Origin of the sequence: Phenylobacterium sp., from assembly GCF_035309685.1 — a bacterium.
GTDB lineage: Bacteria > Pseudomonadota > Alphaproteobacteria > Caulobacterales > Caulobacteraceae > Phenylobacterium.
The window spans coordinates 1-23,448 of the sequence record NZ_DATGEX010000015.1 but is presented as its reverse complement, the minus strand read 5'-3'; the positions used below and the strand labels follow the sequence as shown (position 1 = coordinate 23,448).

Annotated in this window: 25 protein-coding genes; 16 read left to right on the top strand and 9 right to left on the bottom strand. The window is 69.6% G+C overall.

Annotated elements, in window-relative coordinates; translation table 11 throughout:
- Positions 1-152: 152 nt before the first annotated feature.
- A complete protein-coding gene (locus VKQ35_RS03980; RefSeq protein ID WP_324358760.1) occupies positions 153-1,592 on the bottom strand; it encodes an aldehyde dehydrogenase family protein in 1,440 nt (479 codons plus the stop codon).
- Positions 1,593-1,920: 328 nt separating this feature from the next.
- On the opposite strand from VKQ35_RS03980, the gene VKQ35_RS03975 reads away from it, so the two are divergent.
- The 3 genes from VKQ35_RS03975 (at position 1,921) to VKQ35_RS03965 (ending at position 3,551) form a co-directional block, all read left to right on the top strand.
- Complete coding sequence (locus VKQ35_RS03975; RefSeq protein WP_324358759.1) at positions 1,921-2,658, top strand: SDR family oxidoreductase; 738 nt, start codon at positions 1,921-1,923, stop codon at positions 2,656-2,658.
- On the top strand, positions 2,658-3,023 hold the full coding sequence (gene folB, locus VKQ35_RS03970) for a dihydroneopterin aldolase (protein ID WP_324358758.1): 366 nt from the start codon (positions 2,658-2,660) through the stop codon (positions 3,021-3,023). The genes VKQ35_RS03975 and folB overlap by 1 nt, the downstream gene beginning before the upstream one ends.
- Before the next feature lie 123 nt (positions 3,024-3,146).
- Positions 3,147-3,551 (top strand): hypothetical protein, encoded by a 405-nt coding sequence (locus VKQ35_RS03965; protein WP_324358757.1) that lies wholly within the window; start codon positions 3,147-3,149, stop codon positions 3,549-3,551.
- Between the two features lie 26 nt (positions 3,552-3,577).
- Here VKQ35_RS03965 and VKQ35_RS03960 read toward each other — a convergent pair whose 3' ends face one another.
- Positions 3,578-4,465 carry a branched-chain amino acid aminotransferase gene (locus VKQ35_RS03960; protein WP_324358756.1) on the bottom strand — a complete coding sequence of 296 codons (888 nt, stop codon included), beginning with the start codon at positions 4,463-4,465 and terminating at the stop codon, positions 3,578-3,580.
- Positions 4,466-4,557: 92 nt separating this feature from the next.
- On the opposite strand from VKQ35_RS03960, the gene VKQ35_RS03955 reads away from it, so the two are divergent.
- The 3 genes from VKQ35_RS03955 to VKQ35_RS03945 are packed head-to-tail and all read left to right on the top strand — an operon-like array spanning position 4,558 to position 7,289.
- The gene (locus VKQ35_RS03955) at positions 4,558-5,268 is read left to right on the top strand and encodes a response regulator transcription factor (RefSeq protein ID WP_324358755.1); all 711 of its coding nucleotides are present in this window, start codon (positions 4,558-4,560) and stop codon (positions 5,266-5,268) included.
- Positions 5,269-5,271: 3 nt separating this feature from the next.
- On the top strand, positions 5,272-6,612 hold the full coding sequence (locus VKQ35_RS03950; RefSeq protein ID WP_324358754.1) for an ATP-binding protein: 1,341 nt from the start codon (positions 5,272-5,274) through the stop codon (positions 6,610-6,612).
- Between the two features lie 41 nt (positions 6,613-6,653).
- Complete coding sequence (locus tag VKQ35_RS03945) at positions 6,654-7,289, top strand: class I SAM-dependent methyltransferase (RefSeq protein ID WP_324358753.1); 636 nt, start codon at positions 6,654-6,656, stop codon at positions 7,287-7,289.
- Here the strand turns inward: VKQ35_RS03945 and VKQ35_RS03940 are convergent.
- From VKQ35_RS03940 to VKQ35_RS03925, 4 genes are all read right to left on the bottom strand, one after another.
- Positions 7,286-7,981 (bottom strand): hypothetical protein, encoded by a 696-nt coding sequence (locus tag VKQ35_RS03940; RefSeq protein WP_324358752.1) that lies wholly within the window; start codon positions 7,979-7,981, stop codon positions 7,286-7,288. The two genes, VKQ35_RS03945 and VKQ35_RS03940, sit on opposite strands and share 4 nt — an antisense overlap.
- Positions 7,981-8,775, bottom strand: a complete 795-nt coding sequence (gene proC, locus VKQ35_RS03935; protein WP_324358916.1) for a pyrroline-5-carboxylate reductase — start codon at positions 8,773-8,775, stop codon at positions 7,981-7,983. Before proC ends, VKQ35_RS03940 begins: the two co-directional genes overlap by 1 nt.
- A 53-nt stretch (positions 8,776-8,828) precedes the next feature.
- Positions 8,829-9,332 carry a YbjN domain-containing protein gene (locus tag VKQ35_RS03930; RefSeq protein WP_324358751.1) on the bottom strand — a complete coding sequence of 168 codons (504 nt, stop codon included), beginning with the start codon at positions 9,330-9,332 and terminating at the stop codon, positions 8,829-8,831.
- Positions 9,333-9,470: 138 nt separating this feature from the next.
- Entirely contained in the window at positions 9,471-9,740 is a 270-nt protein-coding gene (locus VKQ35_RS03925) for an accessory factor UbiK family protein (RefSeq protein WP_324358750.1), read from the bottom strand.
- A gap of 122 nt (positions 9,741-9,862) precedes the next feature.
- Between VKQ35_RS03925 and lgt the strand changes: the two genes are divergently transcribed.
- The 8 genes from lgt (at position 9,863) to VKQ35_RS03885 (ending at position 17,164) form a co-directional block, all read left to right on the top strand.
- Positions 9,863-10,732, top strand: a complete 870-nt coding sequence (gene lgt / locus VKQ35_RS03920) for a prolipoprotein diacylglyceryl transferase (protein ID WP_324358914.1) — start codon at positions 9,863-9,865, stop codon at positions 10,730-10,732.
- On the top strand, positions 10,732-11,784 hold the full coding sequence (locus VKQ35_RS03915) for a class I SAM-dependent methyltransferase (protein WP_324358749.1): 1,053 nt from the start codon (positions 10,732-10,734) through the stop codon (positions 11,782-11,784). The genes lgt and VKQ35_RS03915 overlap by 1 nt, the downstream gene beginning before the upstream one ends.
- 33 nt (positions 11,785-11,817) lie before the next feature.
- Complete coding sequence (gene pgeF, locus VKQ35_RS03910) at positions 11,818-12,588, top strand: peptidoglycan editing factor PgeF (protein ID WP_324358748.1); 771 nt, start codon at positions 11,818-11,820, stop codon at positions 12,586-12,588.
- Positions 12,589-12,809: 221 nt separating this feature from the next.
- On the top strand, positions 12,810-13,745 hold the full coding sequence (locus VKQ35_RS03905; protein WP_324358747.1) for a ribose-phosphate pyrophosphokinase: 936 nt from the start codon (positions 12,810-12,812) through the stop codon (positions 13,743-13,745).
- Positions 13,746-13,861: 116 nt separating this feature from the next.
- The gene (locus tag VKQ35_RS03900; RefSeq protein ID WP_324358746.1) at positions 13,862-14,950 is read left to right on the top strand and encodes a hypothetical protein; all 1,089 of its coding nucleotides are present in this window, start codon (positions 13,862-13,864) and stop codon (positions 14,948-14,950) included.
- A gap of 148 nt (positions 14,951-15,098) precedes the next feature.
- Positions 15,099-15,758: a 50S ribosomal protein L25/general stress protein Ctc gene (locus VKQ35_RS03895; RefSeq protein WP_324358745.1), complete on the top strand. Its 660-nt coding sequence runs from the start codon at positions 15,099-15,101 to the stop codon at positions 15,756-15,758.
- Between the two features lie 35 nt (positions 15,759-15,793).
- Positions 15,794-16,423: an aminoacyl-tRNA hydrolase gene (gene pth, locus VKQ35_RS03890; protein ID WP_324358744.1), complete on the top strand. Its 630-nt coding sequence runs from the start codon at positions 15,794-15,796 to the stop codon at positions 16,421-16,423.
- The gene (locus VKQ35_RS03885) at positions 16,424-17,164 is read left to right on the top strand and encodes a tetratricopeptide repeat protein (protein WP_324358743.1); all 741 of its coding nucleotides are present in this window, start codon (positions 16,424-16,426) and stop codon (positions 17,162-17,164) included.
- Positions 17,165-17,584: 420 nt separating this feature from the next.
- Here VKQ35_RS03885 and VKQ35_RS03880 read toward each other — a convergent pair whose 3' ends face one another.
- The 3 genes from VKQ35_RS03880 to VKQ35_RS03870 form a co-directional block, all read right to left on the bottom strand.
- Positions 17,585-19,879, bottom strand: coding sequence for a xanthine dehydrogenase family protein molybdopterin-binding subunit (locus VKQ35_RS03880; RefSeq protein WP_324358742.1), 2,295 nt, complete (start codon positions 19,877-19,879; stop codon positions 17,585-17,587).
- Positions 19,876-20,343: a (2Fe-2S)-binding protein gene (locus VKQ35_RS03875; protein ID WP_324358741.1), complete on the bottom strand. Its 468-nt coding sequence runs from the start codon at positions 20,341-20,343 to the stop codon at positions 19,876-19,878. The genes VKQ35_RS03880 and VKQ35_RS03875 overlap by 4 nt, the downstream gene beginning before the upstream one ends.
- 101 nt (positions 20,344-20,444) lie before the next feature.
- Positions 20,445-21,938 (bottom strand): alpha/beta hydrolase domain-containing protein, encoded by a 1,494-nt coding sequence (locus VKQ35_RS03870; RefSeq protein WP_324358740.1) that lies wholly within the window; start codon positions 21,936-21,938, stop codon positions 20,445-20,447.
- Between the two features lie 164 nt (positions 21,939-22,102).
- Here VKQ35_RS03870 and VKQ35_RS03865 point away from each other — a divergent pair, with 164 nt between their 5' ends.
- Positions 22,103-22,645 (top strand): YybH family protein, encoded by a 543-nt coding sequence (locus VKQ35_RS03865; protein ID WP_324358739.1) that lies wholly within the window; start codon positions 22,103-22,105, stop codon positions 22,643-22,645.
- A gap of 317 nt (positions 22,646-22,962) precedes the next feature.
- The coding region (locus VKQ35_RS03860) for a GTPase (RefSeq protein WP_324358738.1) at positions 22,963-23,448 on the top strand (486 nt) is incomplete at its 3' end.

Genomic DNA, 23,448 nt, shown 5'->3' with positions numbered 1-23,448 from the left:
CTCTCTAGGGGAGGGTGGACGAGGCGAAGCCTCGGACGGGTGAGGGTTTACGAGCCAAATCTCCGACTTCGGAGCTTGAACGCGACTCCCCCACCCTGGCCGCTGCGCGGCCATCCCTCCCCTGAAGAGGAGGGATGAGCGCTGAGCGATCCTTACTCCGCGGCCTGCTTCGGCTGGTAGCCGAGGATGGCCTTCACCTCGAGGAACTCGTGGAAGGCGAAGTCGCCCCACTCGCGCCCGTTGCCGCTCATCTTGTACCCGCCGAACGGCGCCATCAGGTCGCCGCCGCCGCCGTTGATCGAGACCTGGCCGGCGCGCAGCTTGCGGGCTACGCCGCGGGCCTTCTCGATGTCGCCCGCCTGGACGTAGGCGGCCAGGCCGTACTCGGTGTCGTTGCCGATATCGACCGCCTGATCGAGGCTGTCGTAGCCCAGGATCGAGAGCACCGGGCCGAAGATCTCCTCGCGCGCGATGGTCATGTCGTTGGTCACGTTGGCGAAGACCGTGGGCTTCACATAGTAGCCCTTGTCCAGGCCCTCGGGCCGGCCCGTGCCGCCGATCACCAGGGTCGCGCCCTCGTCGATGCCGGACTGGATCAGCTTCTGGATCTTCTCGAACTGGGTCTTGTTGACCACGGGCCCCAACTGGCTGTTCCCGTTCGGGTCGCCGACCGTCACGCCGGCGGCCGCCTCGCGGGCCACCGTGATCGCCTCGTCCATGCGGGTCTTCGGCACCAGCATGCGCGAGGGCGCGTTACAGGACTGCCCGGAGTTCGGCATCATCGAGGCGACGCCGCGGCCGACGCCCTTCGCGAACGCGTCGTCGTCCAGCACGATGTTCGGGCTCTTGCCGCCCAGTTCCTGCGCCACGCGCTTGACGGTCGGGGCCGCGGCCTTGGCGACCTCGATGCCGGCCCGGGTCGAGCCGGTGAAGGAGACCATGTCCACGTCAGGGTGGCTGGACATCGCCGCGCCGACCGTCGGCCCGTCGCCGTGCACCAGGTTGAACACGCCGGCCGGCACGCCCGCCGCATGCATGATCTCGGCGAAGATCTGGCCGGAGAACGGCGCCACTTCCGAGGGCTTCAGCACCATGGTGCAGCCCGTCGCGATGGCCGGGGCGACCTTGCAGACGATCTGGTTCAGCGGCCAGTTCCAGGGCGTGATGAACGAGCAGACGCCGATCGGCTCCTTGACGATCATCGTCGGGCCGCGGTCGTCCTCGAACTTGAAGGTCTTGAGGATCTCGATGGCGGTCGAGAGGTGCCCCATGCCGATCGGCACCTGGGCCCGCTGCGCCAGCGAGGACGGCGCGCCCATCTCCTCGGTGACCGCGGTCGCCAGGTCGCCAAAGCGGTTCTGGTATTCGGCCAGGATGCGGCCCAGCACTTCCAGGCGCTCTTCGCGGCTGGTCTGCGACCACGAGGCGAAGGCCTTGCGGGCGGCCTTGACGGCCTTGTCCACGTCGGCGGCCGAGCCCAGCGCGATCTTGCCGGCGACCTCTTCGGTGGCCGGGTTCTCGACGTCGAGCGTCTTCAGTTCGACGGGCTCGACCCACTTACCGTCGATGTAGAATTTGAGGTACTCGCGCATGACGTCCTCCCGGGATCGTTCGGTTCTGGCGGATGGCCGGCCGGGAGGTCCCCGTCTGGCTTCGCCGCCCATTTTAGTGATCGGCGGTAAGTGGGGAAGACAGATTCCCTAAAAGCCCCAGAATGACCTTAGTCGATGACCCAATCGGCGCTCGACCGGCCATCCGAAGAGCGCGCCGGCGCAGGCCCGAGCTTGCGGCGCAGCCTCGCCGCCGATAAAGCCCGGGAAGACCTTTCATACGGAGCCAAACCATGGCCCTCGTCGCCATCGCCGTCGTCGTCGTTCTGTTCGGGGCGCTGAACTTCCTGGACTTCAAGCGGTTCGACTAATGGGGGAACGCGGCGCGGCCCTGATCACCGGCGGCGCGCGCCGCATCGGCCGCGCCCTGGCCGCCGCCGCCGCGGACGCGGGCTTCGACGTCGCCATCCACGTCCGGGCCATGGACGACGAGGCTGAGGCCACCGCCGCCGAGGTGCGGGCGCGGGGCCGCAAGTCGACCATCCTCGCCTGCGACCTTCGCAAGGAGTCGGCCACCGTCGCCCTGGTCGGCGAGGCTGAGGCGGAGCTCGGACCGGTCACCCTGCTGGTCAACTGCGCCAGTGTCTTCGACGAGGACACCTTCGCCGACATGAACCGGGCCTCCTGGGACGCCCACATGGAGACCAACCTGCGCGCGCCCCTGGTGCTGGCCCAGGTGTTCGCGCGCCGCCTGCCCGCCGACCGCGAGGGCCTGATCGTCAACATCCTCGACCAGCGGGTGCTGAACCTGGGCCCCGAGTTCTTCTCCTATTCGCTCTCCAAGGCCGCGCTGTGGGACGCGACCCGGATGCTGGCCCAGGCGCTCAGCCCGCGCATCCGCGTCAACGGCATCGGCCCGGGCCCCAGCCTGCCGTCGGTGCACCAGGACCAGGCGGCCTTCGACGCCGAGGTCGCCGCCACCTTGCTCAAGCGGCCCTCCAGCCCGGCGGAGATCGCGCATGCCCTGCGCTACCTGATCGACGCCACCGCCGTGACCGGCCAGATGATCGCCGTCGACGCCGGCCAGCACCTGGCCAGGCGACCCTGATGACCACCCGCAGCGTCATGACCCGCGTCTTCGTCACCGGCCTGAAGGTCCAGGCGGAGATCGGCGTCTACAAGCACGAGATCGGCCGCAAGCAGCCGCTGGTGGTCGATGTGGAGCTGGACGTGCCCACCGCCCGCGCCGACCGGCTCTCCGAAACCCTCAACTACGAGACCATCCTGGCGGCGGCGCGCGAGATCGCCGGCGGCGGCCACATCGAGCTGGTCGAGACCTTCGCCGAGCGCCTGGCCCAGGCCTGCCTCGCCGATCCGCGGGTCACCCGCGCCCGAGTGCGGGTCGAGAAACCCCTGGCGCTGGCGCCCGACGCGGTGGCCGCCGGCGTCGAGATCACAGTCGTCTCCGACTGAATTACAAAAGCTTATTGTTGTGGGAACGCCGTTCGGCGCCAACATATGACCTGACCCTGGTGAGTTCAGGTCGGGGACCTGGATCCGGAATTGGGGTCACCTGCAAGGGGCCAAGCACCTCTGATGACCTACCAATACGACCGCGATCCCGGCGTCATCTACGAAGACCGCGCCATGCCAGCGGTGGTCTACGCCCTCTACATCCTGGGCCTGTTCCACGGCCTGACGCTGATCATCGGCCTGATCATGGCCTATGTGCTGCGCAGCAGCGCCGGCCCGGCCAACGCCAGCCACTACACCTATCAGATCCGCACCTTCTGGACGGCGCTCGTCGGCTTCCTGATCGGCTGCGCGCTGGTGGGGGTGGGCATCCCTCTGAGCTTCATCCTGATCGGCATCCCGATCGCCTGGGCCGGCGGCGTGATCTGCTTCCTGGCCTGGCTGTGGGCGATGATCCGCTGCATCGTCGGCGCGGTGCGCCTCGCCGAGGGCCGGCCGATCGCCCAACCCTACGGCTGGGCGGTCTAGCCAAACGCCTTGGGTCTGGTGAGCGCCTAGGCGCTCACCAGCTCGCGCCGGACCATCTTGGAATAGTCGTCTGCCAGGCTCAGCGAGATATTGCCGGGCGTGAACGTATATTCCCCGATCTGCGCCACCGGCGTCACCTCGGCGGCGCTGCCGGTGACGAAGCACTCGGTGAAATCGATCAGCTCCTCGGGCCGGATGTGCCGCTCGATCACCTCGAAACCCTTGGACCTGGCCAGCTTGATCACCGATTGCCGCGTGATGCCGTTCAGGAAGCAGTCCGGCGTCGGTGTATGGATGACCCCGTCCCGGATGAAGAACACGTTCGAGCCGGTGCTCTCCGCCACGTAGCCGCGGTAGTCGAGCATCATGGCGTCGGTGAAGCCGTCCTTCTCCGCGGCGTGCTTGGAGATGGTGCAGATCATGTAGAGGCCGGCGGCCTTGGCGTGCACCGGCTCGGTCTCCGGCGAGGGGCGCTTGTACTTGGCCCAGCACATGCGGATGCCCTTGGCCTTCTCGGCTGGCGAGAAATAGCTCGGCCAGTCCCAGCAGGCGACCGCCACGTGGATCTTGGTGTTCTGGGCGGAGACCCCGATCATCTCGGAGCCCCGCCAGGCGATCGGCCGCACATAGGCGTCGGTCAGGCCGTTCTTGGCGCAGGTGTCCTTGCAGGCCTGGTCGATCTGGGCCACCGTGAACGGGATTTCGAAGTCCATGATCTCCGCGGACTTGAACAGACGCTCGGTATGCGCCGTCAGCTCGAAGATCTCGCCCCCGTACATCCGCTCACCCTCGAACACGGCCGAGGCGTAGTGCAGGCCGTGCGTCAGTACGTGCACCGTCGCCTCGCGCCAGGGCACGAACTGGCCGTCCAGCCAGATCCAACCATCGCGGTCGTCGAAGGGAACGATAGACATGAGAGGGTGACCTCCTTTCCTGAACCTCCTCTAGAACCCTCCCGGCGCAGCCCCGTCAAACAAAATGGACTGGGCCCCCTAGGAGCTTGGCTATGAACGCGCCTGCCACCGCGCCGGTCCGCGCCCGCCATCTGCTGATCGTCGACGACGACGACCGCATCCGCGAGCTGCTCAAGGAATACCTGGCCCGCGCGGGGTTTCGGGTGACCGCGGCGTCCGGCGGCGCGCCGGCCCGCAAGCTGATCGGGACGCTCGACTTCGACCTGGCGGTGTTCGACGTGATGATGCCGGGCGAGGACGGCTTTTCGCTCACCCGGTGGCTGCGCGAGCAGAAGGGGCCGGCCGGCCGCACGCCGGTCCTGATGCTCACCGCCATGGGCGAGTCCGCCAGCCGCATCGAAGGCCTCAAGCTGGGCGCCGACGACTATCTGGCCAAACCCTTTGAGCCGGAGGAGCTGCTGCTGCGCATCGAGGCGATCCTGCGCCGCGCCTCCGACCGCCCCGCACAGGGCGGGCCGCTGATCATGGGCCGCTGCAGCTTCGACCCCGACCGTGGCGAGCTCACCATCGACGGCGAACCCGCCAAGCTCACCGAGGCCGAGGTCGCCCTGCTGCGCCAGCTCGCGCGCACGCCGCACGAGCCGGTGGAGCGTCTGGAACTCGCCCGCGACACGGTCGATCCCTCCGGCCGCGCCGTCGACGTGCAGGTGACCCGGCTTCGGCGTAAGATCGAGGCCGACCCCAAGGCGCCGCGCTACCTGCAGACCGTGCGCGGCATCGGCTACCGATTGGCTCCGGACTAGCGAATGGCGAGACGCCCACGCGTGATCGGCCGCTGGATCAAGCGGCAGATGCCGAAGACCCTGTTCGGCCGCTCGCTGCTGATCATCGTCCTGCCGGTGGCGATCATGCAGATCGCCGTCACCTACGTGTTCTTCAACGCCCACTGGGAGACGGTGACCAGCCGCCTCTCCGAGGGCCTGGCCGGCGATGTCGCCTGGGCGGTCGAGAGCTATCAGGACGACCCGAGCCCCGCCTCCTTCGCCAGGATCTCCAAGCGGGCCGAGGACTCCATGGGCCTGTCGGTGGCCCTGCAGCCCGGCCGCGCGCTGCCCGACCGCACCCACCACGCGCTCTTCGTCCCCATCGACCAGTCGATGCAGCAGGCGCTGTCGCAGCGCCTCGACCAGCCGTTCTGGTTCGACACCACCCGCTACCCGGCCTACGTCGACATCCGGGTGGCGGTGCGTGGCGGGGTGATGCGGATCCTGGCGCCCCGCGACCGCGCCTTCGCGACCCAGGGCCACATCTTCGTCCTCTGGATGACCGTGGCGACCGTGCTCTTGACCGCCATCGCCATCCTGTTCATCCGCAACCAGGTGAAGGCCATCGAGCGCCTGGCCAACGCCGCCGAGGCCTTCGGGCGCGGCGGCGACGTGGTCGCTTTCAAGCCGCAGGGCGCGCGCGAGGTGCGCCGCGCGGCGTCGGCCTTCCTCGACATGCGCGGCCGCATCCAGCGCCACATCGACCAGCGCACGACCCTGCTCGCCTCGGTCAGCCATGACCTCAGAACCCCGCTCACCCGCCTGAAGCTGGCGCTGGCGCTCAACGAGCCCTCCAAGCGCAACGAGGCCATGAAGGCCGACCTCGCCGAGATGGAGCACATGATCGACGAGTACCTGGCCTTCGCCCGCGGCGAGGGCGGGGAAGCCGCCGAGACCGTCCATCTGCGCGCCCTGCTCGAACAGGTCAGCGAAGGCGCGCTCAGGGCCGGAGCCCAGGTCGCCGTCGCCGCCGACCCTGAGCTCACCGCCTCGGTCCGGCCCAACGCCCTGAAACGCGCGCTCTCCAACCTGATCATGAACGCGGCTGTCCATGGCGAGCACGTCGAGGTGGCCGCCCAGGTCCGCGCCCAGGGCGGCGTCGAGATCTTCGTCGACGACGACGGGCCCGGCATCCCCGAGGACCGCTACGAGGAGGCCTTCAAGGCGTTCGGGCGGCTCGACGAGGCCCGCAACCAGAACTCCAAGGGCGTGGGCTTAGGGCTGGCCATCGCCCGCGACGTCGCCCGCGGCCACGGCGGCGACATCACGCTCTCCCGCTCGCCGCTCGGCGGCCTGCGCGCGGCGGTGCGCCTCCCCGGTTAACCGCGGCGCATCCGTTTGCCGGCCCCGCGGCGACTAGGGGCATGAGCGATACGATGGAACCGGTCATGCATCAGGCGGCGAAACCGCGCGGCGCCTTTGGCGTCGTCATGGGCTGGCTGATGGGCAGCCTGAACGCCGCCCAGAACCGCGCGACGGTGGACGCGCTGGACCCGCCGCCCGGCGCGGCCGTGCTGGAGGTCGGCTTCGGCCCCGGCCACGCGCTCGAGATGCTGGCCATGAGCCGCCCGCTCGGCCTGGTCGCCGGGATCGACCACTCGCCGCTGATGGTGGCCCGCGCCAAACGCCGGCTGAACGGCCGCCGGGGCGACGCCGCGCTCGACCTGCGCCTGGGCGACGCCGGCGACCTGCCGTTCCCGGACGAGCGGTTCGACGTGGTCTTCGCGGTCAATTCCTTCCACCTGTGGCCGGACCGGGAGCGCGCGCTCGCCGAGATGGCCGGCGTGCTGAAGCCCGGCGGCGACCTCCTGCTCTCAATCCGCGATTTCCGCGCGGATGGCCGTCTCGAGCCGGCGGGCAAGGGCGCGGCCACCGCCAAGGCCGCGGTCGAGATGCTCAAGGCGCTGGGCCTGCAGGTCCGCCAGCGCGAGATCGTCCACTCCCCGCGCCGCGCCACCCTGCTGGTCCGCGGCCGCAAGGTCGGACGCGCCGAAGACTAGAGGGCCTTCACCGCCGCATGCGCACAGAGGCCGTCCACCGGGCAGGCCGCGCAGATCGGCTCGCCGCGCTTGCAGGTCGTCTTGCCGAGTTCGCGCAGCAGCTGATGCGCTTCGATGAGCCAGGCGCCGTCGGGTCGCCCGCCCTCGACCAGCACGGCGATGGCCGCCTTGTAGGACCGATCGTAAGACGCCTGCTCCTGGAAGAACCCCAGCCGCGCCAGAGCCCGCACAGCGTTGGACTCCAGCGCCGGCCGAGGCGCGATGCCGGCGAACAGCAGGATCTTGTCGGCGCCAGGGTCGGCGATCACCGGAAAGGTCTTCAAAAGCGCGCGGGCCTTGGCGAGCGGCAGGGCGCGCAGCGCTGCGTCCAGGTCGCCGGCGGCCTGGGTCCGCACGATCCGCGCGATCGTCCGCCAGCGCTCGACGCGGGTCTCCGGCCGCATGCCGCCGCGCTTGGCGAGCGGCAGGAGTTCGTTGTCGCTCGCCGCCGCGATAGCCGCCGGATCGAGGCCGATGGCCGCCTCGAAGCCATCGAACAGTTCGCGCCGCCTGGGGTCGTCGACCAGGTAGCCGATGTTTTCCCAGAGGATCATCCGGAACGGCTCGGTCGGGACCGGACCCGGCGTCAGATGGCGCTTGAGCGCCGCCACCACGCCGACGACCTCAACCGCCGGGCGCGCCGTCCGGCTCACTAGCCGCCGAGCTCCTTCGAGCGCCGCAGCGCGTGCGCCACCGCTTCGCGCATCAGCGACGGCAGGCCGTGCTCGCCCAGCAGCACGTTCAGCGCCGCCTCGGTGGTGCCGTTGGGCGAGGTCACCTGGCGGCGCAGCTCCGCCGGCTCCTCGCCGCTCTGCGCCAGCAGGGCCGCGGCCCCGATGATCGTCGCCCGCGCCAGGCGGCTGGCGTCGGCCGGCGCGAGCCCCGTCGCGGCCCCCGCCGCCTCCAGGCTCTCGATGAAGGCATAGAGATAGGCTGGGCCGGAGCCGGAGACCGCGGTCGCCGCGTGCATCTGGTTCTCGTCGAGGATGTCGACGACGGTCCCTAAGGGCTCGAACAGCGCATGCGCGCGGCTCATGGCGGCCGGGTCGTCGGCATAGAGGCTGGCGGTCCCGCGGTTGATCGCCGACGCCGTGGTCGGGATCACCCGCGCCACCACCCGGCCGCCGAACTCCTGGGCCAGATCGCGCGTGCCGACGCCCGCCACCACCGAGACCACCACCGCGTCTTCCGAGAGCCACGAGGCGTACATGGCCGCGGCTTCCCGCCAGATCTGCGGCTTGACGCAGACCATCACGGTGCGGGCCCTGGCGAACTCGCCCCTGTCGGGATTGAGCGCCGCGCCCGCGGCCTGCGCCGCCAGCGCCGCCTTGCCGGGCCGGGGGTCGACGATCATCAGATCGCTTGCGGCGAAGGCTTTCGCCTTCAGCCAGCCCTCGACGATCGCCCCGCCCATATTGCCGGCGCCGAGGAAGAGGATGGGCGTGATCATGGGGCGACCCTAAAGGGCCGCACCCAATCTCTCAAATCAGATCGAAGCCCTCAGGCCTCGCCGACGGTCTCGAACATGCAGGCGGCGATGGCCTCGGCCGGGGACTTGGAGCCCTTCGCCAGGAAATCGAAGGCCGGGTAGAAGCGGTCGGCGCCTTCCACGGCCACGTCGATCATGGCGGCGGCCTGGGCCAGGCTCGGCTGCTCGCCGGTCATCAGCGCCATGCCGTGCCGGAAGATCACCTCGCCGTCTTCCCAGAGTTCGAAATGGCCCAGCCACACGCGCGGATTGACCTGGGCGATCAGCTCCTGGGCGCCGGCGCGCAGTTCCGTGGGGATGGTCAGGTCCATGCTGAGGCACAGCTGCAGGCAGTCGCCTTCCGGCCGCCAGGCGAACCAGAGTTCGTAATCCTTCCAGTCGCCGGCCAGGGAGAAGGCGAGATCGCCATCCTCGGTGCGGTCGAAGGGGAGGTTTTCCGCCGCGAGCACATGCTCAACGACATCGAGCGGATCGGCGCCAAGCTGGACGCTGTCGTCAGACGGGCTGGTGTCCATAACGATCCTTTCGCAGCGGGCGGGGAGCAGACGGCCGCCCCCGAATCGCCTGCGATACTGAAACTAAGCTGCTTCGGGCGAAGACCGTCATGCGGTTCTTCCGCCCAGCCGCCCACATTCTTGTGTGCAGGTGGGTTTTCAGGCCTTGGCGCCTGACTTCGGCTTGGCCGCTGACCCCTTGGCGGTCGGTTTTGCGCCGCGCAGGGCCTCGACCTCGGCGCGCAGCGCCGCGACCTCGGCCTTCAGCGCCTCGAAATCGTCGCGGCGGATCAGGTCGAACTCGGCGGCCATCCGGTCGGCCTGGGCGCGGAACGCCGCCTTGGCCTCCTCGCCGGCCGCCTGGGCCAGGCCCATGGCCGCGGTCGACAGCTTGGCCATTTCGTCGAGGAAGGGATTCTGTGTCTGCATCTCGTACTCTGAACGGCGGGCAAGGGGTCCGCCGAAGGCCCCTTATATGGGCCTGGAGGGGTGAAAGCGAAGGGCTTCTCCTCTAAAGCGTGAGGCAACCTTAACGCTGGAGCGGTCCGCTGCTGCATTTCCCCGACATCAATCCGGTGCTGGTCCAGATCGGGCCCTTCGCGATCCGGTGGTACGCGCTGGCCTATGTGGCGACGATCCTGCTGGGCTGGCGCTATGTGGTCGGCATGGTCCGCAACGGCAAGCTCTGGACCCATCGCCCGCCGACCGCCACGCCCGACCAGATCGACGACCTGATCCTGTGGCTGACCTTCGGCGTCATCGTCGGCGGCCGGCTGGGGGACGTGCTGTTCTACCGCACCAACCTGATCTGGACCGATCCGGTCGAGATCCTGAAGACCTGGCACGGGGGCATGAGCTTCCACGGCGGCGCGATCGGCGTCTTCCTGGCGGGCCTCGCCTTCGCGCGCTTCAAGAAGCTCGACGCGCTGCGCCTGGGCGACCTGATCGTCGCGGCCGAGCCGATCGGCGGCTTCCTGGTGCGCCTGGCCAACTTCATCAACGGCGAGCTGTGGGGCCGCCCGACCACGGTTCCCTGGGGCATGGTCTTCCCCGACGCCGGCCCCCTGCCGCGCCACCCGAGCCAGCTCTATGAGGCCGCCCTCGAGGGCGTCCTGATGTTCTGCGTCCTGCGCTGGGCGACGCATGGCAAGAAGTGGCTGAACCGCCGCGGCGTGGTGATGGGGACCTTCCTCGTCGGCTACGGCCTGATCCGCATCGCCCTGGAAAACGTCCGCGCGCCGGACAGCTGGATGCCGGTCTTCCCGCTCGGCCTGACCATGGGGATGATGCTGTCGACGCCCATGGTGCTGATCGGCGCCTGGCTGATCTGGCGCGGCCTCAAGGAACCCCTGCCGCCGGCCATCGCGCTGGAAGAAGCCCACCTGGCGCCTGCGGCCCTGAAAGCGCCAGGCGGCGGCTGATGAGCCTGCGTGACCGGCTGAGCGCCCTGATCGCGGCCGGCGGCCCGATCAGCGTCGCCCAGTACATGACCGCCTGCCTGCACGACCCGGACTTCGGCTACTACGCCATGCGTCCGGCCATCGGCGAGACCGGCGACTTCATCACCGCCCCCATGGTCAGCCAGATGTTCGGCGAGCTGATCGGCGTCTGGGCCGCCGCCAGTTGGGAGTTGATGGGCCGGCCGGCCGAGCTGCGCCTGATCGAGCTGGGCCCAGGCGACGGGACCCTGATGGGCGACATCCTGAAGACCGTCCGCCATGCCGAAGGCTTCCTGGAGGCCGCCGACGTCTGGCTGGTGGAGACCTCGCCGCCGCTGCGCGCCCTGCAGGCCGACGGGCTCGGGGAGCGCGTGCGCTGGGCCGCGAGCCTGGCCGAGGTCCCCGGCGGCGCGCCGACGATCCTGATCGCCAACGAACTGCTCGACTGCCTGCCGGCCCGCCAGTTCGTGCGCACCGCCATCGGCTGGTCCGAGCAGGTGGTCGGCCTCGACGCCGACGGCGAGCTGGCGTTCGGCCTGACCTCCACGCCGGCCGGCGCCCTGCTCCCCGACGCCCAGCCCGGCCAGGTCTTCGAGCAGTCCGCGCCCCAGGCCGCGCTCGGCGCCCAGCTCGGCGCCCGCATCGCCGCCGACGGCGGCGCGGCGCTCCTGATCGACTACGGCCGCGCCGAACCCGGCTTCGGCGACACCCTGCAGGCGCTGCGCCGCCACGAAAAGGTCGATCCGCTGGATCGGCCAGGGGAGGCCGACCTCACCGTCCACGCCGACTTCCCGGCGGTGATGGCCGCCGCCCGCGCCGAGGGCGTCGACGCCGCGATCCTCACCCAGGCCGACTTCCTCGCCCGCATGGGGATCGGCGCGCGCGCCGAGGCCCTGGTCCGCGCCTCCCCCGGGCGAACGGGGCGGATCGGCCGCCAGCTCACCCGCCTGATCGCCGCCGACGAAATGGGTGAACTCTTCAAGGTCTGCGCCATTCATTCCCCCGGCTGGACGCCGCCGGCCTTTGAAGACTAGGCCTCCGGGGACTCAAGCTATGGATGGGACGCCATGACCGCGCTGAGCGTCCTCACCTCCAAACGCCTCGACGTGCCGGGCGTCCGCCACGCCTTCTTCACCCGCAGGGGCGGCGTCTCGCAGGGGATCTACGCCAGCCTGAACGTCGGCCTGGGTTCCAACGACGACCCCGACGCGGTGATCGAGAACCGCCGCCGCTGCGCCGCCCACCTTGGCGCCGAAGAGATCGTCACCGCCTATCAGGTGCATTCCGCCACCGCGCTCGTCGCCGACGGCCCCTGGCCGGCGGGGCCGCCGCAGGCGGACGGCGTGGTGGCCGCGACGCCGGGCGTCGTCTGCGGCGCGCTCGCCGCCGACTGCGCGCCGGTGCTGTTCACCGATCCGCAGGCCCGCGTCGTCGCCGCCTGCCACGCCGGCTGGAAGGGCGCGCTGACCGGCGTCGTCGAGGCGACCGTGGCGCGGATGGAAAGCCTGGGCGCCGACCGCAATCGCCTCCGCGCGGCGGTGGGCCCCTGCATCGGGCCCAGGTCCTACGAGGTCGGCGTCGAGTTCCTCGAGCGCTTCCTGCACTTCGATCCGGCCTATGGCGACTTCTTCAAACCGGGCGCTTCGCCGGAGAAGCGGATGTTCGACCTGCCGGCCTTCGTGCTGGCCCGCCTGACCGCCGCCGGCGTCGAGGGCGCCGAGTGGATCGGCCACGACACCTGTGCGGAGGCGGACGATTTCTTCTCCAACCGACGCGCCTTCAAGACCGGCGAACCGGACTATGGAAGATTGCTCTCAGCAATTGTTCTCACGTCCTGAATTTCCCTCCTCTTTAGGGGAGGGTGGCGAGCGCAGCGAGACGGGTGGGGGAGTCGCGCTCAACCGCGAGGTCAGCACGCCGGCCCACATTTCCCCACCCGACCTCGGCTTCGCCTCGGCCACCCTCCCCTAAAGAGGAGGGACGTCGTCCAACGCTAGACTCGCCGCCAGCCCCTGCTACAAGCCCGGCCATAATCGCTTTTCGTCTCGCGGGGCTTACGATGAAGCTGCTGGCCGGCAACTCCAATCGCACGCTGGCGGAAGCTGTCGCCTCGCACCTCGACCTGCCGCTCACCAAGGCCCAGGTCAAACGCTTCGCCGACAACGAGGTCTGGGTGACCATCGACGAGAACGTCCGCGGCGAGGACGTCTTCGTGATCCAGTCCACCAGCTACCCGGCCAACGACAATCTGATGGAGCTGTTGATCTGCATCGACGCGCTGAAACGCGCCTCGGCCAAGCGGATCACCGCGGTGATGCCCTACTTCGGCTACGCCCGGCAGGACCGCAAGACCGGCGGCCGCACGCCGATCTCGGCCAAGCTGGTCGCCAACCTGATCACCCGCGCCGGCGCCGACCGGGTGCTGACCATGGACCTGCACTCCGGCCAGATTCAGGGCTTCTTCGACATCCCCACCGACAACCTGCTGTCCGCGCCGATCCTGGCCGCCGACATCAAGGACAACCACAAGAAGACCAGCGAGCTGATGATCGTCTCGCCCGACGTCGGCGGCGTGGTCCGGGCGTTGGCCGTGGCGACCCGCCTGAACGCCGAGCTCTCCATCGTCGACAAGCGCCGCACCGGCCCCGGCAAGAGCGAGGTCGCCAACATCATCGGCGACGTCAAGGACCGCCGCTGCATCCTGTTCGACGACATGATCGACGGCGGCGGCACGCTCACCAACGCCGCCCAGGCCCTGATCGACAATGGCGCGGCCGAGGTCTCGGCCTATGTCACCCACGGGGTGCTGTCGGGCGCGGCGGTGGAGCGGGTCAACGCCTCGATCCTCAAGGAGCTGGTGATGACCGACAGCATCTCGCCGCCGGACCGGGCCACCGAAGGCGGCAAGATCCGCTATGTCAGCTGCGACAAGCTGATCGGCGAGGCGATCCGCCGCATCGCCAATGAGGAAAGCGTGTCGAAACTGTTCGACTGAGAAGGGTTGTTCGTGCGGCCACGCTTGCTCAGCAAGCGTTTACTGTGCGAGTCCACTCTCGTCGGGGGACGAATCTTTAAGTTGAGACGCCACGCGTCCCTGGGGAAGGCTTCCCGATGACCTCCGTAACGCCCAACCGCCGCCGGCCGTTCGCCATCGCGCTGACCAGCGCGGCTCTGTCCCTGACCACGCTGCTGGCCGCCTGTTCGAGCGCGCCGCCGCCGGCCCCGCCGCCTGCGCCGCCGCCCGCGCCCGTCGCCGCCGTCGTCCCGCCGGTCAGCCTGTCGCCCCGCGTCATCGAGCAGGCCGCCGCCTACCGCGCCTATGTGGCGCATGCGAGCGGCATCTCGACCAACTTCGCCAACGGCGCCGACGTCGCCCAGAGCCTGAAGACCGGCGAGGCCTACGAGCCCGGCGCCCTGCTGCGCGGCGCCATCGCCTATGGCGCGGTCGTCGCCCTGCAGGATCCGGCCTATGTGGCCGGCGTCCGCAAATACGTCGGCGACCCCGAGCAGCGCCGCACCGTCGCCTATGAGATCATGAAGGACCCGGCCTACGCCGTGGGCTTCGCCGGCTCCGCCAGCGCCGCGGGCCTGGTGATCGCCGCCCTGGGCGAAGACGGCAAAAAGGTCCTCGATCAGGGCCGCAATGTCCACAAGGCCGCCTACGACGTGCAGCACCAGGCCTGGTCGAAGAGCGACGTGCCCGGCCGCGACGGCCGTCTCGCGCTCGCCAAGGAGCTTTCCTCCCAGGCGGGCCTGGGCGAAATCGCCGAGACCCAGCGCCTGCAGACCGCCGTCGCCGGCCCCGGCCAGATGGGCCTCACCCCGCAGTCCGCCGAGCCGCCCTATACCTCCGAGGTGATCCACAGCCTGGCGGTCGCGGCCCTCGCCGCGCTCGGCTACGCCGATGACCGCAGCCTCGGCCAGGTGATGCCGATCCTGGCCGAGCCCGACGGCGCGCTCTGCCTGAACATGGCCAAGCTCAATCTCTACCAGTGCCTGGCGGTGGCCAGACCGCACTACGAGGACGTCTTCTGCCTGGGCCAGCATGCGCTGGAGGACACCGGCCAATGCCTGATGAAGGGCGTTGGCGTCGCCGAGCCGGTCGACAGCCGGCGCCAGGCCGCCGACGCCGCGGCCCTGGAAGAGGCCCAGGCCAACAGCAGCGCGCGCGCCAAGGCGAAGAAGCGTTCCAAGAACTAAGGCCCCAATCTGAGCTCACGAATTCAGCCGTCCGACCGTTGCGCGGACACGGGCTTTTGTGTATCTACGCGCACCTTTCGGCCCAACTGGGCCCACACTCCCTCGCCGCGCGCGCGTCGCGCGGCGGTTTCGTTTCTGAGGCATGGCCATGGCCGATATCGTTCTGAACGTTGAAGTGCGCGAGCAAACCGGCACCGGCAACGCCCGCAACACCCGCCGCGAAGGCCTGGTCCCCGGCATCCTCTACGGCGGCGACAAGGATCCCGTCGCCATCTCCGTGAAGATGAACGAGTTCAAGAAGGCGCTCTATACGGGCAAGCTCCTGGGCCACCTCGTCACGCTGAAGTACGGCGCCGAGAGCCAGCCGGTGATCGCCAAGGCCGTCGACATGCACCCGGTCACCGACGTGCCGACGCACTTCGACCTCTACCGCGTCGACGCCCACCAGAAGATCAAGATCGGCGTGGCCGTCCACTTCGCCCACCAGGAAGAGTCGCCGGGCCTCAAGCGCGGCGGCACGCTCAACGTCGTGCTGCACGAAGTGCTGGTCTCCTGCCTTGCCGACCACATCCCGGAAGAGATCGTCGTCGACCTGACCGGCCTGGAAATCGGCGCCTCGGTGCGGGTGTCCGACCTGAAGCTGCCGGAAGGCGTGGAAGCGGCCGTCGACGCCAACGCCACCGTGGCGACCGTCGCCAGCGCGTCCTCCATGGCCGACGCGGACGAAGCCGCCGACGCGGCGACCGCCGAAGGCGCCGTGGCTGAAGCCGCCGCCGAGGCCGCGGCTGAAGAGGGCGGCGAGGAGTAGTCCCGCCGCTCCGGTTTCGATCGGAGCGTTTGCGCATGCTGCTGATCGCGGGCCTGGGCAATCCCGGACCGACCTACGCCAAGACGCGCCACAACATCGGCTTCATGGCCGTGGACGAGATCGCGCGCCGCTGGGCCTTCGGCCCCTGGCGCTCGCGCTTCCAGGGCTTCGCCGCCGAGGGCGCGATCCCGACGCCCGAGGGACCGGTCAAGACCCTGATCCTCAAGCCCCAGACCTTCTACAACGAGAGCGGCCGCGCGGTCGGCGAGGCGCTGAAGTTCTTCAAGATCGAGCCTGAAAACCTGATCGTCTTCTACGACGAGATCGATCTCGCGCCCGGCCGCTTCCGCATGAAGGCCGGCGGCGGCGCGGCGGGCAACAACGGCGTGCGCTCGATCGCCGCCCAGATCGGCCCCTACTTCCGCCGCGCCCGCCTGGGCACCGGCCATCCGGGCGAGAAGGAGCTGGTGCACGGCCACGTGCTCTCCGGCTTCCACAAGGCCGACCTCAAGTGGGTCGAGCCGCTGATCCAGGCGCTGGCCGATTCCGCGCCCCTGCTGGCGGCCGGCGAGGACGAGAAGTACCAGACCGAGGTCATGCGCCTCGCGCCGGCGGAAAAGGTCGATCCGCGCAAGGCGGCCCGAGGCCAGGAGAGCGGACACTAGATGCTGATCTCCGGTTTCCTCGTCTCCCTGGTCGTCGCCGTGCTGCTCTGCTGGCATGCGGTGAAGACCGGCCGCGACAGCTTCTGGCTGTGGATCATCCTGATGTTCCAGCCGATCGGCGGGGCGGTCTATTTCTTCCTCAACGTAGTCCCCGACATCTTCGGCGGGACGACCGCCCAGAAGGTCAGCCGCGCCGCACGCGAGACGCTGGACCCCAACCGCGAGTACCGCGAGGCCAAGCTGGCCCACGCCGAGACGCCGACGGTGCGCAACCAGAGCCGCCTCGCCCACGCCGCCGCGCACCTGGGCCACTACGCCGAGGCCGAGGCGCTCTATGCGGCCGCGGCCCAAGGCGTCCACGCCGACGACCCCGCCCTGCTGCTCGGCCGCGCCAAGGCTCTCTTGGAACTCGGCCGCGCCGCCGAGGCGCTGACCACGCTGGAAAAGCTCGGCGAGGACGCCGCCCACGGCCGCACCCCGCCCGCCGCGCTGGCCATGGCCCGCGCCTACGACGCGCTCGGCCGCACCGACGAAGCCGACCGCGCGTTCCAGTGGGCCAGCGAGCGCATGCCGGGCTTCGAGGCGCTGGCCCGCTACGCCGCCTTCATGGCCCACGCCGGCCGCAAGGATGAAGCCCGCGACGTCGTCCGCGAACTCGACCAGCGCATGACCAAGCTCAAAGGTCAATTCCGCAAGGAAGCCCAGACCTGGCGCGACCTGGCGGCCAGCGCGCTGCGGTAAGGCTTGACTAGAAGCCGACCGCGACGAGCAGAGCTGCCCCGAGCAGAAGCCAGATCCCGCCCATCAAGTAACGGCGCCGGCGCCAAACGTCGCGCCGCCTGAGGGCAAAACCGGAGAAACCGCAGAGTAGAATCAGCAAGAGCAATTCGACCGCGTCACGACTCATCTCGTAGCGACTTTCTTATCTGACGGCGCGTCGCCCCGACGCCACCACGCCTTAAACCTCATGGTTAGATGCGAGCCTTGGGGTCTCGGCTTGTCAAGGACGGCCCCTTGGGGCCGCCGCAGGGCGGCGCGCGTTCCGCGCGTCCTTGAGAAGCCGAGACCCCAAGGCAGACTGGCCGACATGAGATTTAAGCTGCAGACTGCCGATGAGCGGTCGAGCCCTTGGGTCTTCCCGCGCCAGCTAACCTCCGCCCCCTAGACCTTCGTCTTCATCGCCGCCAGCACCGCCTTGGGCCGGATCGGCAGGTCGCGGACCCGGGCGCCGCAGGCGGCGAAGATGGCGTTGGCGATGGCTGGGCCCACCACCGTCGTCGCCGGCTCGCCCAGGCCCACCGGAACCTCGGCGCTGTCGACGAAGACGATCTCGATCTCCGGCACGTCGGCCATCCGCAGCGGGGTGTAGGCGCCCAGGTTGGTGTCCTTCACCTGGCCGTCCTTGAACTCGGTGCCCTCGAACAGCGCCAGGCTCATGCCCCAGAGCGCCGAGCCCTCCACCTGCGCCCGCGCCCCGTCCGGGCTGACGATGGTCCCGGCGTCCATCACCAGGGTGAGCTTTTCGACCTTCACCTTGCCGGTGGCCGGGTCGACGTGGACGCGCGCCGCACACGCCGTCCAGGTCGGCATGTCGCGCTCCTGGCCGAATGTGGTCGCCATGCCAAGGCCGGTATTGGCCGGCAGCGGCTTGCCCCAGCCCGAAACCTCGGCCAGGCGCGCCACGACCGCATGCTGCCGCTTGGCGCCGCCCATGGCGCTCGGCCCATCCGCCACGCCGGAATTGCGGCCGCTGGCGTCGAGCAAGGCCAGGCGGAAGGCGACCGGGTCCTTGCCCACCGAATGGGCCGCCTCGTCCATGAAGCTTTCCACGGCGAAGTTGGTCCAGCCCGGCCCCACGGACCTGAGCCACCCCGGCCGGAAGGTCTTGTTGGCCAGGTCGTTGGAGACCGCCCGCACCCGCTGGGCGCCGACGTTGTACCAGTGGTTCGCCCCGTTGATCGCGAAGGGATCGTAGGCGACGCCGTTCTCGCCCTTGGGCATGAAGAAGGGCGCCATCACCTCGGTGGGCCAGCCGGCCGAGGCGGCGTGGTCCATGGCGAGGACCTTGCCGCCGTCGCCGAACGCCATCTTCACCACCTGCACGGAAGGCGAGCGCGGGCTGTCGAACCGGCAGTCGTCGGGCCGCGTGCAGACCATCTTCACGGGCTTCCCGCCGATGGCCTTGGAGGCCAGCGCCGCACCCACCGCATAGTCGCCGTTCAGCCGCCGCCCGAACCCGCCGCCCAGCAGGTAGGAGCGCATGACGATCTTGTCCTCCGGCCGCCCCAGCGCCTTGGCCAGCCACGGCAGCACCAGCGACTGCCACTGGTTGCCGGTGTGGATCTCGAACACCCCGTCCTTCTCGAAGGCCAGCGCGTTGATCGGCTCCATCTGGAAGTGCAGCGCGGTCGAGGTGGTGTAGGTCGCCTCCAGCTTCTTCTTGGCCGACGCGAACGCCGCGTCGACCCCCTTGTCCGCGACCACCAGCGAACCCGCCTTCGGGTCGGCGATCAGGGCCGCGGCATGGGCCTGGATATCGGCTTCCGAGACCGTCGCGCTGGGGCCGCTCTTCCAGGTGACCTTCACCAGGTCCGCGGCGCGGTTGGCGGCCACGAAGCTAGTCCCATAGACCATCACCCAACCCGGCACGGTGGCCGACGGGTCCTCCAGCGCGATGGCGCGAAGATAACCCGGCACCGCCTTGGCCGCGCTGTCGTCGATGGAGACCACGCTGGAGTCGTTGCGGGTCGGGGGCAGCTTGGGCCGCGCGTAGACCATGCCGTCGACCACGGCGTCCAGGCCGTAGACCGCCGTGCCGTTGGTCTTGGCCGGAATGTCGCGGGCCGCCGCCGGCTTGCCGATCAGGCGCCGCTCCGACGCCGGCTTGATCGGCAGCTTGCCGAGCTCCTCGGGCGTGAAGCTGCGCTTCAGTTCCCCCTTGGCGACGATCTCGCCGTAGCTGATCGACTTGCCGCCGCCGCTGACCACGCTGCCCCGCGCCGAGCACGACGCCGCGGGCACGCCCATCAGCCGTGCGCCCTCGTCGATCAGCGCGATGCGGCCGGCCGCGCCCGCCTGGCTCATCAGCGGGAAGGACTGCCACACCGACCAGCTGCCGCCGGTGACCATCAGGCCCCACTTGGGATCGGAATCCACGTGGTCGAACCGCACCTTCGACCAGTCGGCCTCCAGCTCCTCGGCGACGATCCGCGCGATCGCCGTGCCCACGTGCTGGCCCAGCTCGCAGCGGATGACGTTCACGGTGACCACGCCCTGTGGATCGATGCTGTACCAGATCGTGGGCGCGTAGCCGGTCGCCGCCTGCGCCTCGCCCACGCCGCCGGCGAAGCTGAACATCAGGCCGGCGCCCGCGGCGGCGATCAGGAAGCTGCGGCGCGAGGTTGCAAGCGCCTCAAGGGATTCGGCCGGGCCCACCGGCTGGACGATCCGGTTCATGCGCGCGCTCCCTGCATGCGGGTGGCGGCCAGCTTGATGGCCTTCTTGATCCGCACATAGGCCATGCAGCGGCAGAGGTTGCCGTTCATCGCCGCGTCGATCTGGGCGTCGGTCGGATTTGGCGTGGTCTTCAGGAGCGAGGCCGCCTGCATGATCTGGCCCGACTGGCAGTAGCCGCACTGCGGGACCTGCAGCTCGATCCAGGCCGCCTGCAACGGGTGCGCGCCCTTGGGGTCCAGCGCCTCGATGGTGGTCACCGACTTGCCGGCTGCGGCCGCCAGCGGCGTCACGCAGGAGCGGGTCGCCTTGCCATCGATATGCACGGTGCAGGCGCCGCACTGGGCCACCCCGCAGCCGAACTTGGTCCCTTTCAGTCCGATCTCGTCCCGGATCACCCAGAGCAGCGGCGCGTCGTCTGGCGACTTCGGCGTCACCGACCGGCCGTTGAGTTGAAAGGTCGCCATGGCCCGCCCCTTTTCGTTGCTCAGCGACGAGCCAGCACCCGCCGAGCGAGGCGTGCAACCGTTTATTTCGACTGGAATCTCTGCTTCCGAACGGGCGCCCCTCAGGCGCCCGGCCAACCCGCCGCGGCGAGCTCGCGGATTTCCGCCTGGTCGGCCGGCAGGATGAAGCCCGCCTTCACCGCGCCGCTCAGCGACGCGTCGAACTTCTTCAGATAGTCCGTCTTGCCGCCCGGATAGAGCTTGGCGAGCGTCGCGGCGTCGAAGGGCTGGGTCGAGCCCACCAGGAAGCCGTAGGGTCCGCCGGAGTTGCCGAAACCCGAGAGCTTGGCGGTCGGCGCATCGACCCAGGGCGTGCGGATGCCGCCGCGCGCGTTGCCCGAGCCGTCCAGCGCCAGCGCCGGCGGGACGCCCTCCTTGTCCGGCGGGTTCAACTCCAGCCGCGCGGCCTTGGGCGGCGCCTTGCCGTCCGCCACCCAGCGGTCGAGGGCCGCCAGCGCGGCTTCGGCCACATAGTGGTGCTGCGGCCCCGAATTGATCGGCTTGGCCATCTTGGCGCCGAACAGGGCGTCGTTCGGCTTCCAGTAGGGGGCGAGCTCGGCGGCGCTGGCGTGGCCGTCGTCGTGGCCGCCGACGAAGAACATGTAGTTGTCCACGTGGCTCGTCCCCGGCATCTCCCAGATGCGCAGCTTGTCGTTGTCCGGCTGCTGCGCCGCCCAATAGCCGGACAGGCCGCTGCCGATCAGATCGGTCTCGGAAATCAGCGTCATCACCGGCACGCGCAGGTTCGGCCGGTACTTCACGCCCCTCAGCCCGGGGGTGTTCGGCCCCGCCCGCATCGACGCGGTCTCCGGCGGCGGCGCGCCCCCGAACCGGGAGTGGACGTAGAAGCCGTCGTAGACCTTGGCGATCGGATCGACCGCGTCGATGTAGGTGGTCATGAACACCGCCGACTGGCTCTCGCCCGTCGCCAGCACGTGTTTGGCCTTGAGCGGCCCCAGCACCGCGCCCGACTTCACCGCCTCGCCGGCCTGCGAGAAGATATCGAAGGAGAAGTTGTCGCCGGGGTGCGCCAGGGTCCCGTAGCGGGCGGGATTGGCCTTCTTCAGCGGCATGCCACCGCCGCCCAGGCTGGCGCCGCCCTCCACGCCCACCTTCTGGGCGGAGACCCCCACATAGGCCATGCCGGCGCGCAGCATCTGGCGGTGGCTGTAGGTCCAGTCGGGGCCGGCGTCGAGGCCGCCAGTGACGTTCAGCCACTCCACCGCCACCGTGCCCTTGAAGGCCTTGGGATCGGCGGGGCGGATCACGACGACGCGGGTGGCGTAGGGCGCGGTCTCGGCGGGCTTGGCCGCCCAGGCGCCGTCGGCCGTCGGCTCTGCGGTCAGCTTGTAGGAGGTCGCCGTCCCGGAGATGAGGAACTCCTCTTCCACGTAACCCAGGCTCTTCAGGTCGAAGGCGCCCGCGCTGAAGAAAGGTGATCCCGCGGCGGGCGGCGCCTTCACCTGCGGCATGGCCGCCGCGCTCGCGGATCGCGCCAGTCCCAGGCCCAGCGCCATCAGTCCAGCGGCCGCCCAAACGCTCTTGCCCCTGCCCATCGTGTCCCCGCCTGTTGTTTGCGGTGAGCCTAGACCGCCAATGCGCCGCTGAACATCCGCGGGCTCGGAGCGGCGGCCGTCAAAAATATGCACTTGATAACGGCGATACGCGGTCCACCATCTCATCCCGCCCAACTGGCGGAACATCAAAAGGGGGACAGGTCATGCGTGAGCTGAAGATTCTGACGGGCGCCGTGGCGATCTCGCTGGCGCTGAGCGGCGCGGCCCTGGCGGCCGAAGCCCCCGCGCCGGCGGCGGCCGCCGCGCCCGCGGCCGGGCCTAGTGACAAGGCCCAGATCCAGGCCCTGGAGCGCGGCTTCGCCGCCGCCTTCAACGCCAAGGACGTCAGGAAGATCATGTCCTACTACACCCACGAGGGGCTGTTCGTGTTCGACGTCGTCCCGCCCCGCCAGTACGTCGGCTGGGCCGCCTACAAGAAGGACTGGGACGACCTGTTCGCCGGCTTCCCGGGGCCGGTGAGCTTTGCGCTCAGCGACCTCAGCATCACCGTCGCCGGCGACGTCGCCTACGGCCACAGCATCCAGGACTCCCACTTCACCGCCAAGGACGGCGGCAAGACCGAACTGGTCGTCCGGGTGACCGACGTCTACCGCAAGGTCGGCGGCAAGTGGCTCATCGTGCAGGAGCACGTCTCCGTGCCCGTCGACCTCGACACCATGAAGCCGGACCCGCTGTCCAAGCCGTAGGCTCCGCCCCCTCTCGTTCGTCATCCCCTGGGCTTGTCCGGGGGATCCATGATCACCGAGGCGCTGGGTGCGCACTGCGGCGCTGCGCCATCTGCGGCGCGCGCGGAGATCATGGGTGGCCCGGACAAGGGCCATGACGATCAGAGAAAGTGGAGGGGAGTGATAGCCGGCAATCTTCAGATTGCCGGATAGCCCTGAACTTAAGGCGCGGTCCGTCCGGGCCGCTGGGGTCTGGCTGAGCCCGCCTCCCCTGTCGCAAACGCCGCGCGCGTGCTAGGTCGCCCGACCGCTAGCCTCTCCACGATCCGAAAGACCCCATGGCCCTGAAAGTCGCCATCGTCGGCCTGCCCAACGTGGGCAAGTCGACCCTGTTCAACGCGCTCACCCAGACCGCGGCGGCCCAGGCCGCGAACTATCCGTTCTGCACCATCGAGCCCAACACCGGCGACGTGGCGGTGCCCGAGCCGCGCCTGGCCGCACTGGCCGAGATCGCCGGCTCCAAGGAGATCATCCCGGCGCGGATCAACTTCGTCGATATCGCGGGCCTGGTGCGCGGCGCGTCCAAGGGCGAGGGCCTGGGCAATCAGTTCCTGGCCAATATCCGCGACTGCGATGCGGTGGCCTTCGTCGCCCGCTGCTTCGTCGACGACGACATCACCCACGTCGAGGGCCGCATCGACCCCATTTCCGACCTCGACATCATCGAGACCGAGCTGATGCTGGCCGACCTCGAGAGCCTCGAGAAGCGGGTCGTGAACCTCGATAAGCGCGCCAAGACTGGCGACAAGGAGGCCGCCCAGACC